Source organism: Nostoc sp. CENA543, from assembly GCF_002896875.1.
Taxonomy (GTDB): Bacteria; Cyanobacteriota; Cyanobacteriia; order Cyanobacteriales; family Nostocaceae; genus Trichormus.
Genome location: NZ_CP023278.1, coordinates 2,765,956 through 2,779,397 on the forward strand (window position 1 = coordinate 2,765,956; position 13,442 = coordinate 2,779,397).

Genomic DNA, 13,442 nt, shown 5'->3' on the forward strand with positions numbered 1-13,442 from the left:
TGTTGGCTCACCATCAAGATTTATCAACCTCAAACCACTTATCATAGAGTGCTTGATAAGTGCCATTTTCCTTTAAACTCAGTAAAACTCTATTGATTTGTTTACGGTAGGGACTATCATTAGGCAAAACAATGCCGTAATTTTCCTCACGGAAGATACTACCCACTACCTCAACCTTCCCTTTACCTTCATTGGCAGCATAAAACAGCAGTACCGGCGAGTCAAACACCACAGCATCTGCTTTTTTACTCAGTAAAGCCTCATAAGCCTGCTCAATTTTGCCAACTTCCTGCACCGGAATTCTGCGTTCTTTGAGGTAAGTTGCAGCCGTACTACCTGCGGTAGTAACAACAGTATGACCAGGTAAATCACTTACACTTCTAATATCTCCCTGTAGCTGCTGCACAGTTAAGGAAGTAGTAGCACTGGCTGTAAAGTAGGCAACAAATAAAACACCGATAAACATCCAGATAATGGCGATAAACCTACCAATAGCACCTTTGGGCATTTCATCGGCTTGAGTCGCTAAAGTTGCAGCCGCCCACCAAGAAGCCTTGAAAATCCCAGGAATGTATGATTTAGATATCATCCCTTCGTCATGATTCCGTTCTGATAACCAAATTACATGAGCTGCAAAAATAATTAACACCAACGCCAAAGCAATAACCTGCAACAAAGAAGCAGAGAAAAACAGTTGGAAAATATTCGGAACACCGCCACCGCCATTATCAGAATTTCTCACCATGATTTGTAAACCCCCAGCAAACATGGGTAAAGAAAAATCAAATTGCTGTTGGCGTTCGGCAGTAATGGAGATAGCTGCAATCCCGACATTGGCTTTACCATCTTTCACCGCAGACAGTAAATTTGCCACATTGGGATATTCCACAAACTGATAATTTAAACCTATTTCCTTAGCAATACTTTGCCAAAGGTCAATACTAAATCCTGATAGTTTACTTTTATCCTTATCTGCAATCACAAAAGGTGGGATGATTCGTGTTGCCACTAACATCTTATCTGTAGCGGTAGCTGTTGGTGTTGATGTTGGTGTTGTCGGTGTTGGTGTTTGAGTCAAACCTGGGTGCAATACCAAAAACAAAACTAGTATGAAACTTCCCAACCCCAGACTAATATGTGGTATTAATGAACGCCTACCTTTGTGAGTAGTAGGAGTGACTAATCGCCTAAAACTATTGATACATAGGCGAAATATTCTAGCGATCGCAATGAGCATAGGCATATTCTTGCAGTAAAATCCAATACTCCTTTATAGTGCAATGCTTACCTATGAGCAACAGAGGAATTGGGGATTAGGGATTGGGGACTGAGGACTCGGAAGATGGGGAAGTGTGGGGAGTGTGGGGAGTGTGGGGGGAAAGATTTCTTCCCTATCCTCCCACACCTCCCACCCCTCCCACACTTCCTGCTTGCCCCATGCCCAATGCCCTAAAAACACTTTTTTTACTGGGTACACTGAAAGACAGAGCATATGATCAAGCTAACTACTGTTTAACAATCATTCCAAGGTGGAAAATATGATTAAAACAAGTTACGCATTTGACCCAGCTATCTTAACTGTCGGTTCTTCATTAAAAACAAACGCGTTGCTGCGCTTTCGGGCTGATATACCAGAGTCTCCCCGACGGGATCTTAACCTGTCCCTGGTAATTGACCGTTCTGGTTCTATGGCAGGCGCGCCTTTATTTCACGCACTCAGGGCGGCTGAATCTGTGGTAGACCAACTAGAGGCTAATGATATCCTCTCAGTAGTTGTATACGATGATGCTGTAGATACGGTAGTTCCACCCCAACCAGTCACTAATAAATCTGCGTTGAAAAATGCTCTGCGTCGGGTTCACGCAGGCGGTATTACTAATCTATCTGGGGGATGGCTCAAGGGTTGTGAATATGTCAAGCAGAAACTTGACCCACAAAAAATTAACCGTGTACTCCTACTCACCGATGGTCACGCTAATATGGGGATTCAAGACCCCAAAGTCCTCACAGCTACAGCCGGTCAAAAAGCTGAGGAAGGTGTAATCACGACTACGTTAGGGTTTGCCCAGGGTTTTAATGAAGATTTGCTGATTGGAATGGCGAGGGCTGCTAGTGGTAACTTCTATTTTATTCAAAGTGTTGATGAAGCCTCGGAAGTATTTAGTATTGAATTAGATAGTCTTAGAGCCGTAGTCGGGCAGAATCTCAAAGTCACCTTAGAACTAGCTAATGGTGTGAAACTGGTTGATATTTTAAGTCTGGCTAAAGTCAGCCAAAATCAAAAAGGTCAATCGGTAATTACTCTAGGAGAACTCTACGAGGGTGAAGATAAACTTTTAGGGTTAAGTCTGGAAGTCTCGGCGGCTCAAGTTGGTGAATTACCTTTGATGAAACTGCATTACAGTGCCGATGTGGTGCAGAATAATGTCATTCAAAGTGTGTCAGGTATAACCGATGTGATCGCTAAAGTCGGTACAGTTGAGGAATCTGCTTTTGCTGCTTCTAGTGATATTCTCCTTGACTTGAGCCGTTTGACTATTGCCAAGGCAAAAGAAACTGCCCTTGATTTAGCAGAACATGGTAAGCATCAAGAAGCTGAGAAAATCTTACGTTCTCTAATTGAGGAATTGCGAAACAAAGGCTTGAATGAGAACTTTGAAATTGCTGAGGAGATAGACCAACTAGAGTATTTTGCTAGCCGCATTGCCCAAAGAACTTTAGGTAACGCAGGACGTAAAGAACTATTAGATCAAACCTATCAGGCGATGAACCGCACCCGTACTGATTTGGTGGGTCGTGGCGTAACTGTGGGTGATGAAATATACGCTATGCCCACCGTCAATGATGTGGGTTCTGGTGTGGAATTACAGTGTGTGCGGGAAGGTGGTAAGCTGCGGGTCAAAGTCCTGTCTGCTGGTTATGATGCTACCAAAAATGTGCAATTTCCCCGCGCTATTCGCGCAGAGGGGGCGCGCTATGTTGTGGAAGGGGTGGAACTGTCAACGGATGGTAGTTTTTATCGTGTAACTGGTCAAATTAACCGTTTAACTAAACCTGGCGAAGCTGATATTTTCGTTGCACCCAGACAATCAAGGTCTGTGAGTACAGGTAAAGCCTCTAAAGGCCCTGCAAGTGCGGCGGATTTGCCTACTACTGACACTGTCAATGATGGCATTTTGGTGCAGTGTGTCAAAGATGGCAGCAAGTTACGGGCTAGAGTGGTTTCTGATGGGTACGAACCTGATTGGAATATGCGTTTCCCTCGCTCAGTGCGTGAGGAGGGAATGCTCTATGTTGTAGATGAGGTGAAAACTGGCCCTGATGGCAAGTCTTATATTGCCTGTGGCGAAATTAAACGTTTCGTACAGCCGAGTACGACTAATGTTTCTTAATTTTGAATTTTGAATTTTGATCAAGCTTCAATTAAGGGCTGATAATCATTGGGGTGGTCAAATCCAGCAATCCAGGCGGCTGCTTGATGGCAAGTCTGCATATAGGGGGGAACACGTAATACATGAATGTGTCCTGTGGATGGGCAAATGACCTTTAATACCATGAGGGGTTCGTCATCCTCGAAAGGAATATAGATGAGTTGGCGTTCTCCTCCGGCATCGCGATCGCGGTGACGGATTAATCCTCCCACTTGCTGGATAAATCTTTCGTATCCCACACGCTCAATCAGCACACGACGTAATTCCACATTCTCTGTGTTGAGGATATCTTGCCCAGTGATACTATCTCCAGCAAAGGCGATTTTGTCACTAACTTGTACACCCCGCCACCGCAAAATAAAACCATGTCCAGGTTCTAAACTAGTAATCCCACTTCCGGCTAACTCAATCCAATGGGTGACATGAAGACCTATCGGAAGCTGAGTTAAATTGACACAATCGCTAATATCCAAACTTTCACAGGTGAGATTTTCCGGTAAATGGTAAAGCTGTGGCGCATCGCTTAAATCCAAATGACCTAAAACCCGCATCCCAGGCTCGGCGCGATGCTCAAGAATCAGTCGGCGTGCAAGTTCAGGTGATACAGGCTCATTACTGACTTGTGGTTGTTGTTTTGTTACTTTTTTGGGTATACGCCCATTTGACATTAATCTGAGCATTAATCTTCCACCTCTACATAAGCATCAGGACGATATTCCCGTTGTTTCCAAACACGGTAAATACCTGGGGGTAATTCAATTGCCCGATGCTCTTCATGAATCAACGTCGCGCCTGTTTGTTTCACCTCCAGAAACATCTCATTTCCATGCGCCCATAACTGTACAGCATGAGACGGCTGGACACGGTGGCTGTGTCCTGTGACTTCACCATGAGCAAGAACAGTACCTATACGCTTTTGGGCATGATTGGGTATAGTTCCTATCCGTCTTAGTAGAACGTCACCATGTCTATAAAGGGGATTAGCTGAATTAACTGGAGAGTTTTGACGATGATTCAGCATATTTACGCAATATTTTTGGTAATGGGGAGGAATAATTTATTATAGTACATTAATACTAAAAATATCTGGTGATTTTTTGTTATTCTCTCCCTAGAACCCCGACTTTTTGAAAAAGTTGGGGTTCTGAACACCCGCATCCTGTCAAAATTAATGGGATATTTCTCCCTAACCCCTGCGGGTGAACGAAATTTTATGTGGGATTTCTAGCTACGTATCCAAAAAATTACCCTTCACACTCCCCACACCTCCCACACCTCCCACACTCCCCACACCTTTTTTCGCTCACCTGCCCCCTGCCTGAAGTCCCTACAAAACTTCTGGTGGGGCGATATCGTTACCGACACGAATACCAGTTGGGGTAGTTTTAATTCCTGGTTTATTAGTGGCTCCTGGTTGAGATTTTGGCGAATCGGATACTGACGGAACAGGAGAATTTACCGGATGCTGATTTAAGAGATTGGTAGTGGCTGGTGGTTGAGATAGATGGGATAATCCCCCTACTGCTCCAGCAACCAAGGCTGTATAACCTAGATATAAATGTAGTGGGCGAATTTCCCACCTCAAATCTAAAGATGGTTTCTGAGGCTGACACCATAGGGGTAACATTGATTTGACTCTATCAAGTTGAGGGAGAGAAGCCGCTAAAATTATCCCATTCATTCCTAGTGCGTTACCCATGAGGCGGATGCAGTCACGCAAATATACATCCTCTGAGAATAGTTCTAAGTCAGCATTTTCCACGGCTGCCATCTGGGAAATCGGAATATGAGTATATATATGTAGTTGTGCTAAAGTTTTATTTTGCAGTTCACGGGCTTGTTTGAGTTGTGAACCGACTTGGCGCATAGCCTCTAGACGCTGTTCTTGTGCTAATTGCTTGACTAATTCAGCTTTGGTAGGTTTAATGTTGGAAGTTAAATGTTGAATAAATTTACTAATTGAGTTATCAGCAGTATTATTTGTAGCTTCTGTAATTGTAGAAATACTAGTATTTGTATTTAAACTTGGTTGGTGTGTAGTTGATAATGCCTGTGTTGGCAAATCAGATAAGTTATGATCATCAACTTTTACGACATTGGTTGAAGTATCGGGATTATCTAGCTGGGGGAATTCTTGAGAAAACTGTTGAAATGTTAAACCTATGGCTTCTCTACCTAAAGCTTTACATAACACCTTAGCTTGTTCACCAGCATCACCTAATAATGTTTGTAATCTGTTTACTATGCGACGATAAACTTGACTACGATGCAGTTGAGCTTCAATTTGACCTAAGAGCGATCGCAATTCATCTTGAGAAAGGGTAATTACCGACTTTCCCGGCATATCTAATAAATATACAGACGCAGTAGACATAATTAAAATAGATTTAAGTACGCAAACCAGATGATCCTGTATATTTTCTCCCCTCGTCCTAAAATAGATCCGGACGTTTCAGTATTAATTTGCAGAATTTCTCAACACACGATACAGATGATGGGGATTGGGGATTGGGGACTGGGGATTAGGAGACAAGGTAGACAAGGTAGACAAGGTAGAGCAGGGGGAGCAGAGGAAGAAAAACTAATGACTAATGACTAATGACTAATGACTAATGACTATTGACTATTGACTATTGACTATTGACTATTGACTATTGACTATTGACTATTGACTATTGACTATTGACTATTGACTATTGACTATTGACTATTGACTATTGACTATTGACTATTGACTATTGACTATTGACTACTAACCTTTGACTTCTCCACAAACTCTTCTATCCATTGCAAATATTGCTTTCCTGCTAATTGTGCTACGTTGTTATGTCCTGCACCTTCAAATAAAATTATTTTTTTGGGTTCTGGTGCAACAGCATATAATTTTTGACTCATAAAAGATGGTACTGTTTCATCAGCAGTACCATGAATGAATAAAACTGGCATTTTTAATTGGGGTAGTTTCTGAATAGATTCAAATCGCTGATTTAAAATTAAATCTATCGGGAAAGCACGAAACGTATTACGATAATCGATCATTTCTCGGATAGATGTAAATGAGCCTTGAACAATTAAACCTGCGGCTTGGGGTTGTTTGACTGCTAAATCAATTGCTACTGCACCCCCTAAAGAATGACCATAAATAAAAATATTTTTAGGGTTGATTTTTCTTTGATTTACTAAGTAATTCCAAGCAGTTGCAGCATCTTGATAGACGTTCATCTCTTCAGGAAATGCACCTTCACTGCGACCATATCCGCGATAATCAATTAATAGTACCGAAAATCCTAGTTGGTGAAATCTGTTGGCATGACCGACGTTAGCACCAATATTTTCACCATTACCATGCAAATATAATAAGACTTGATCATTTTTAGATTTAGCTGGTATCCACCAAGCATGAATACGTTCTATACGTCCTGAATTAGCTGTTACAGGTAGCCACACATCCTCATAGGACAGACTAAACTCTTTCGGTGTAACTTCAATAACATGGGAGGGAAAGAAAATAAACCGAGTTTGTTGGCGTGCGAGAAATATACAGATTGTCAAATAAGCGATCGCTGCTACTGCTGTGACTAAAGGTAGCAATTTGAAACACATTTGTAATATAAGCGGCATTTTTTTAATGATTGTGGACATAGTGTGGTAGTTTCACAAAACTTGATGCAAAAATTATTCTGGAATAACTAAAAAAGGTTAATATTTTCCGATTAGAATTTCTCATTAAAATTAAAATCAGTTAAACCCCTTACTATTTTAGGCAAAAGTAATACTATTTACTTTAGTTCAGTAGTCTCACTGGTGAATAGTCAACATTAGCTAAAACTAGGAGCATGCCATGACGCTATTAAGTCAAGCACAACAAGAGAAACTACTTGAAATAAGTAGAGATTTACGAAAAATCAGAGAGGAAAAATCTATACGTCTAGAAGAAGTCGCTATCAAAACCAATATTCGATTAGCATTTCTCAAAGCTTTGGATGCAGGCTATTTTGAAGAATTACCAGAACCCATATACGTCCAAGGGTTTATCCGTCGTTATGCAGATATTCTGGGGTTAGATGGTAGTGCGATCGCCAATTCGTTTAATGTTAATGCTTCGTCATCTCCAGAGTCGCCTCAAGATGTCAAACACGAAGATACCAACGTAGACAAAAAGCCTAAAATTCGCATACCTCTTGTTGTCCCTTATGTTGTGTTGATAGGTGTTGCTTGTACTGGGCTAATTTACATACTTAATCCTAAACTCATAGCTGAATCATCAGCAAGCAAAAAAGGCTCATCATCTACTCAGGTAGAACAAGTCTCCCCATCATCTCCAGAATCTCTACCACCAGATCAAACTATCTCTCAAACACCCGCACCCATAACTGCCGCGTCACCGCTTTTGCCTGAAGTTACCAATAATTCCAATCTGAAAATTACTTTAGAACTCCAAGGCGAATCATGGTTACAAGTCAAAGCAGACGGTAAAACGGAGTTTGTCGGTAATTTAACCAAAGGAGAACGCCGCACTTGGGTAGCTCAAAAAGAGTTGACTGTGCGTTCTGGTAACGCTGGTGCTGTATTAGTCGCTGTAGATAACCAACCCGCACAACCCCTGGGAGGACAAGGAGAAGTTAAACAAGTAACATATAATGCGGAGAATAATAGTGAACAGTCAACTGTCAATAGTCAATAGTCAATAGTCATTAGTCAATAGTCATTAGTCAATAGTCAATAGTCATTAGTCATTAGTCATTAGTCATTAGTCATTAGTCATTAGTCATTAGTTAATAGTCATTAGTCACGTGTCGCGGATTGTAATGCAAACAGGTACTCTTTTATAAGCAGGTGTGCCGCTTTGTGGGTCAATTTTTGCTGTAAATAAGACATTAGCTTCAGGATAAAACATGAAAGCTACACCTTCACGAATTGCTCCACAAATAATCTCAATATTGTCTAATTTTCCCTTATCACCTTTGACTGTGACTCGTTGATGTTCCTGAAATCCTGCTTTTTTTACATCCAAAGGATTCATTAAAATACAATGCCGATGGGGCATTCCTCGATACTTATCTTCACTACGATAAACTACAGTATTATGCTGACTGTAACTGCGTCCTGTGCCTAAAATAACTACAATCCCTGGCTGATTTTCTCTTACTCCAAAGGCTGCCTTATTTGGTGTAGATAGTTGTGGTAGAGGTGTCACAAACATCTGTGCTTTACCATCTGATGTGGGAAATTTTGGTTGTTCTAAAATTCGCCCTTCAATGCAAAATTCTTGTTTTGTTCGGTCAATCGTACCAATTTTTTCATAACCAGGAATGGTTTTAGCAATCAATTCTCTGACATAAACTGTATCTTGGAGTCTGCGCCAGTTTATAGGGGTTTCACCATGTAAGCGATGAGCAATTTCTGTGATGAATTCTATTTCTGAAATCAAGTCAGCATTCGGTGGTTGCAAATGACTTTTACCTTCATCATTTAACCGCACAAAGTTATTACCTGATTCCGTTGTAGTTTTGTGGGGATTTTCAAAGCGATTAAATACAGGTAAGATTAAAGTGTGTTTTTTACCTAACCCGTGAAAATGTCCTAAATTTGGCTTAGTAGATATATAAAAAATCGTTTCTATTTGTGATAATGCGTGTTTTGCTTGCTGCAAATCGGGGTTAGCTGCATAGAGATTTCCACCTAAACATAATAGTGTATCTATCTTGCCTAATTCTGCTGCTGTGATTAAGTCACGGGTATGATAACCAGGAGTTTCATTGAGGGGTTTTCCTAATAATTGAGATAGTGCTTGTTTGATTTCTTCCTGTAGATTGACGGTGACACCCATTGAACCAAATCCTTGGACGTTAGAATGTCCCCGAATGGGCATTGTACCCGCACCAATTTTACCCGCATTCCCTGTAATTAAGGCCGTATTAGCAATACTAAAAATATTGTCTACCCCGTTAGTTTGTTGGGTTATACCCATTGCCCAAGCAAAAACTACACGCTCTGATTTCCCAATTATATAAGCTGTGGCTGTAATTTCTTCTTGAGATATACCACAGGTGTTAGTTATGTCATTCCAGGATACATTCTTGGCGTAGTCTATAATTTTTTGCCAATCATTTGTATAAGCTTGTAAATATTCTGTTTTGATTAATTTTTGTTCAATTAGGGATTTTTGCAAACCCACAAATAATGCCACATCACTACCAGGAATTGGTTGTAAATATAGAGAAGATATATCAGAACCACCTGTGAGCAAAGATTTGATGGGGAATGCAGGAGAGGCGAATTTAACTAAACCGATTTCAACTTGAGGATTAACAATAATAACTTTCCCGCCTCTTTCCCGTAATTTAATTAATTCATTCATTAATCGGGGATGATTGGCGGGTGCATTAGAGCCGATTAAAACAATACAATCACTGTGTTTGAAGTTTTCTAGACTCACCATTGATGTACCTGAGCCGAAAACCTTTTTCAAACCCACAGTTGAGGGTGCGTGACACAAATCGGAACAGTCTGCTAAATTATTGCTACCGAGCGATCGCATGAATAATTGTAATAAGTAAGCCGCCTCATTAGAAGAGCGTCCAGAACTATAGCTAGCAAGGCGCGCTGGTGGTACATTAAAAGCTTGCGTAGCGATATGATAAACTTCTTCCCAGCTAAGGCGTTGATAATGAGACGAACCTGATCTGAGAATCAAAGGATAAGTTAATCTCCCCAAGCGATCGCACTCTTGAGAAGTCAGTTTTTGTAGTTCACTAATACTATATTCAGAGAAAAAATCTGGTTTAATTCCTGGTTGTAATTCTGCGGCGATCGCCTCTACACTTTTAGCACAGCGTTGTAGATATTCTCCCGCTTCATTAACAAATCCCCCCTTCTGTCCACCCGTACCCCAAGCACAGGATAAACAAGCACTTTTATGATTCAGAGTTTGCCATAATTTTAATCCCTGGGGTGAGAGAGTTTGTTCGACCCAATACTGAATCACAGGAAAACCACCGCCAGCCAGAGAGTCAGAACTGCTTTGAGATAAGTTATCCATAGTTAGCTCCATCTCAACTCGTTTTATTCACTATATTGGCATAGTCCCACCTTGAGAACATGGGGGAGTATAGGGTTACACCGCTTTGCTCCGAATTCAAATCACCTTACTGTTTCATGAGAAAAAACACTAGACAAATAATTTCCTTGTGATATAATTAGAAATCGGTGAGTGATTAAAACAAACTCTCGAAATTGCCAGCATAGCACAGTGGTAGTGCATCCGACTTGTAATCGGAAGGTCGCAGGTTCAAATCCAGCTGCTGGCTTTAACTAAAAAACGCCGCACAACCCCTAATTGTAGGGGTTTTCGCTTTTCTTAGCGTACCCATCTTCGGAATTTAGCACAATATTATTGTGCTAAATTCCCTCAAATTATGCTCAAATACAGAAAAGATTTAGCTCAGGATTAGCGCAGTGAAGTGGACTATTGAGGCTGTTAATGAGAGGTTAAAAGCAGGCAAGGTAGGCGTAAAAGTTGAGCAAAGGGGCGATCTCGCTTATCTCTGAGAGCTACATTTCCACCCAAGCCAGGAAGCGGTAAAGATAAACCCTATCAGCAATATTTGGCACTGGGCATCTACGCCAATCCCGCAGGACTGCAACGGGCTGAAGCGGAGGACAAGATAGTTGGTGGGTTGTTGGCTAGAGGGGAATTTGACTGGGCAAGATATTTAGGCGAAGAGAAAAAACCGCAGCAGACTTGTGGGCATTGGGTAGAGAAATTTAAGCAGGAATACTTTGCCGCCAACGGGGATTGGTAAAACTAAGGCAAGAATCGCATTCCCCTTACCTCCTGAGTGGGTGCAAGAGTGGAAGTTATGGGAAAACAAAAAACCCTCCAAAGTGAATGTTGAGGAGGTGACGTGGAAGGATTTGGGAAACCGAGTTTACAAAGCATTAAAAAGATATGACGTTAGTTTCCCGACTTATGATCTTCGCCATGCTTATGCTATCGGCAATCTCTAGCACCATCTGAGATAGAAACAATATCAAAAGAACTGGAATCAGATTTACTAGAAGAAAAGCCACTTCAGATAAAAATGAATCAGACAAAATATTATAAAATTTACTAGTATTTTTTTATAGAGCATAAAAAAGGACATCAAATTCTTGTGAATAACGCTTTGATGTCCGAAATTAATTTACCGTAATTACCTTGTTAATCCAATGTTCTAAATTGATAAGTTATGCCCCCCATAAGTCGTTTTTGGTCTATCCGTTCTTGGGTTATGATCACGTCTTGGATAGTTGCAGATTTTTGGGGCGTTATCTTGATAGTCATTAAGATTTCTTGATTTGGTTTCAAATCAAAAGGTTGGTTAAATCCAAACTTATCTAACTCGATTTTCCAACTTTTTGGAGCATTAAGTCTTGCAAACTATTAACGTTAAACTTCTCCAAGCGGCCTTGCTAATAAATGGCCATTTTGACTTAATAACTCTGTAGAACAGAGTATCAATTCTCCTATGCGTAGAGGGAGAAATCAGAAGCAATCAGAGAAGGGTTGCCTGTCAGGGTTGCAAAATGTCCACCTGCATCAAGCGTTGCCGCAAAGCCAGAGGCACTGCCGTTGGGGTTGTAAAAAAGTTTACCGTTAGAGGAGTTGTAAACAATAAAGGCACTGCTTAGTGCAGCAGCAGTATCGCTGTTGACACGCGCAAATTCGCTACCTATGCTAAAGCCTGTACCCGCAATACTTCTTAAGGCAGTGAAGGTTCTTTTGCCCAGGCCAATCTTATCTCCTTCGCTCCGGCTAAAATCAGTAATAGTATCTATTCCTAGTTCTGAAGCTCGGAATTGCCCAAAGAAGCTACCAAAGAAAAACTCATCCGCCCCTGTCCCTCCTGTTAAAATATCATTGCCGTCCTCTCCCATAAGCAAATCATTACCTTGACCACCGAAGAGAGAATCATTTCCGTTGCCACCGGCTAAATAATCGTGGCCCGTATCTGAGTCAGGAGCGAAGAGTGAGGAGAAATCGCCGCCATACAGAGTATCATCACCATCGCCTCCATAAAGAGCATCATTGTCTTGACCCCCAAAGAGAATATCTTGACCAGAACCTCCCAAAAGACTATCTCTACCTTCTTCGCCAAATAGCCAATCATCTCCACCCCCTCCATGTAAGTAATCGTTTCCAGCACGACCATAAAGAAAATTGTTAGCTGAGTTTCCTAGAATGTTGTTCGCCAACTCATTGCCAGTTCCATTAATTCGCGCTGTCCCAGTTAGCTCTAATTCTTCCACATGAGCAGGTAAGGTATAGGTAATCGAAGAGAAGACCCGATCAAATCCTTGTCCGGCAAATTCAACGACCAAATCCCCACTATTATCAACATAATAAGTGTCGTTGCCTAGGCCTCCTCTCATTTCATCTTGTCCTGTGCCACCATCAAGAATATCGTTTCCACTACCCCCGTCTAAGTAATCGTTGCCTCCTTCTCCAAATAGCCAATCATCTCCGTTGCCTCCATAAAGAAAGTTTCTAGCTGAGTTTCCTCTAATCTGATTTGCCAACTCATTTCCCCTTCCAATCAGTGCTTCTGTCCCAGTTAGCACTAAATTTTCCACATGAGCAGGTAAGGTGTAGGTAATCGAAGAGTAGACCAAATCAGTTCCTCCTCCGGCAAATTCAACGACTAAATCCCCACTATTGTCAACATAATAAGTGTCGTTGCCCGCGCCTCCCCTCATTTCATCTTGTCCTGTGCCACCATCAAGAATATCGTTTCCATTACCCCCGTCTAGATAGTCGTTGTCTCCTTCTCCAAAAAGTAGATCATCACCGTCGCCTCCATAAAGGGAGTCATCACCATTACGTCCAAACAGGGTATCATTCCCTCCGTAACCATAGAAAATATCTCTGCCATCATTAATGCTAATAAAACCGAAGTTTTCAGGGTCTCTACCAACTTTATAGTCAGAGCCGGAAGTTCCATACCAGTAGTTAGGCATTGCTTTTTCCTC

At 41.4% G+C, this 13,442-nt stretch carries 10 protein-coding genes and 1 tRNA gene; 4 read left to right on the forward strand and 7 right to left on the reverse strand.

Annotation, left to right across the window (positions count from 1 at the left end; all coding sequences use genetic code 11):
- Positions 1-13 precede the first annotated feature (13 nt).
- Positions 14-1,237, reverse strand: coding sequence for a transporter substrate-binding domain-containing protein (locus tag CLI64_RS11475; RefSeq protein WP_103140682.1), 1,224 nt, complete (start codon positions 1,235-1,237; stop codon positions 14-16).
- Between the two features lie 301 nt (positions 1,238-1,538).
- Here CLI64_RS11475 and CLI64_RS11485 point away from each other — a divergent pair, with 301 nt between their 5' ends.
- On the forward strand, positions 1,539-3,392 hold the full coding sequence (locus CLI64_RS11485; protein WP_103137354.1) for a VWA domain-containing protein: 1,854 nt from the start codon (positions 1,539-1,541) through the stop codon (positions 3,390-3,392).
- Between the two features lie 20 nt (positions 3,393-3,412).
- Here CLI64_RS11485 and CLI64_RS11490 read toward each other — a convergent pair whose 3' ends face one another.
- The 4 genes from CLI64_RS11490 to CLI64_RS11510 form a co-directional block, all read right to left on the reverse strand.
- Complete coding sequence (locus tag CLI64_RS11490) at positions 3,413-4,111, reverse strand: DUF6745 domain-containing protein (RefSeq protein ID WP_103137355.1); 699 nt, start codon at positions 4,109-4,111, stop codon at positions 3,413-3,415.
- Positions 4,111-4,452 (reverse strand): hypothetical protein, encoded by a 342-nt coding sequence (locus CLI64_RS11495; RefSeq protein ID WP_103137356.1) that lies wholly within the window; start codon positions 4,450-4,452, stop codon positions 4,111-4,113. The genes CLI64_RS11490 and CLI64_RS11495 overlap by 1 nt, the downstream gene beginning before the upstream one ends.
- A gap of 306 nt (positions 4,453-4,758) precedes the next feature.
- A complete protein-coding gene (locus CLI64_RS11500) occupies positions 4,759-5,805 on the reverse strand; it encodes a RodZ family helix-turn-helix domain-containing protein (RefSeq protein ID WP_103137357.1) in 1,047 nt (348 codons plus the stop codon).
- A 368-nt stretch (positions 5,806-6,173) separates the two neighbouring features.
- Positions 6,174-7,073 carry an alpha/beta hydrolase gene (locus CLI64_RS11510; RefSeq protein ID WP_225977565.1) on the reverse strand — a complete coding sequence of 300 codons (900 nt, stop codon included), beginning with the start codon at positions 7,071-7,073 and terminating at the stop codon, positions 6,174-6,176.
- 199 nt (positions 7,074-7,272) lie between these two features.
- Between CLI64_RS11510 and CLI64_RS11515 the strand changes: the two genes are divergently transcribed.
- Positions 7,273-8,115: a RodZ domain-containing protein gene (locus CLI64_RS11515; protein WP_103137359.1), complete on the forward strand. Its 843-nt coding sequence runs from the start codon at positions 7,273-7,275 to the stop codon at positions 8,113-8,115.
- Positions 8,116-8,220: 105 nt separating this feature from the next.
- Here the strand turns inward: CLI64_RS11515 and CLI64_RS11520 are convergent, their stop codons facing one another.
- Complete coding sequence (locus tag CLI64_RS11520) at positions 8,221-10,473, reverse strand: FdhF/YdeP family oxidoreductase (protein WP_103137360.1); 2,253 nt, start codon at positions 10,471-10,473, stop codon at positions 8,221-8,223.
- 196 nt (positions 10,474-10,669) lie between these two features.
- Here CLI64_RS11520 and CLI64_RS11525 point away from each other — a divergent pair.
- A tRNA-Thr gene (locus CLI64_RS11525) sits at positions 10,670-10,741 on the forward strand.
- Positions 10,742-11,038: 297 nt separating this feature from the next.
- A complete protein-coding gene (locus CLI64_RS11530; RefSeq protein WP_103137361.1) occupies positions 11,039-11,236 on the forward strand; it encodes a hypothetical protein in 198 nt (65 codons plus the stop codon).
- Positions 11,237-11,939: 703 nt separating this feature from the next.
- On the opposite strand, the gene CLI64_RS31930 is transcribed toward CLI64_RS11530, so the two are convergent.
- The gene (locus CLI64_RS31930; protein WP_103137362.1) at positions 11,940-13,430 is read right to left on the reverse strand and encodes a calcium-binding protein; all 1,491 of its coding nucleotides are present in this window, start codon (positions 13,428-13,430) and stop codon (positions 11,940-11,942) included.
- Between the last annotated feature and the right edge of the window lie 12 nt (positions 13,431-13,442).

What these genes read in the sequence shown, in the direction of transcription:
- CLI64_RS11475 (WP_103140682.1), bottom strand. Translation starts at nt 1,237, where the DNA reads ATGCTCATTGCGATCGCTAGAATATTTCGCCTATGTATCAATAGTTTT.
- CLI64_RS11485 (WP_103137354.1), top strand. Translation starts at nt 1,539, where the DNA reads ATGATTAAAACAAGTTACGCATTTGACCCAGCTATCTTAACTGTCGGT.
- CLI64_RS11490 (WP_103137355.1), bottom strand. Translation starts at nt 4,111, where the DNA reads ATGCTCAGATTAATGTCAAATGGGCGTATACCCAAAAAAGTAACAAAA.
- CLI64_RS11495 (WP_103137356.1), bottom strand. Translation starts at nt 4,452, where the DNA reads ATGCTGAATCATCGTCAAAACTCTCCAGTTAATTCAGCTAATCCCCTT.
- CLI64_RS11500 (WP_103137357.1), bottom strand. Translation starts at nt 5,805, where the DNA reads ATGTCTACTGCGTCTGTATATTTATTAGATATGCCGGGAAAGTCGGTA.
- CLI64_RS11510 (WP_225977565.1), bottom strand. Translation starts at nt 7,073, where the DNA reads ATGTCCACAATCATTAAAAAAATGCCGCTTATATTACAAATGTGTTTC.
- CLI64_RS11515 (WP_103137359.1), top strand. Translation starts at nt 7,273, where the DNA reads ATGACGCTATTAAGTCAAGCACAACAAGAGAAACTACTTGAAATAAGT.
- CLI64_RS11520 (WP_103137360.1), bottom strand. Translation starts at nt 10,473, where the DNA reads ATGGATAACTTATCTCAAAGCAGTTCTGACTCTCTGGCTGGCGGTGGT.
- CLI64_RS31930 (WP_103137362.1), bottom strand. Translation starts at nt 13,430, where the DNA reads ATGCCTAACTACTGGTATGGAACTTCCGGCTCTGACTATAAAGTTGGT.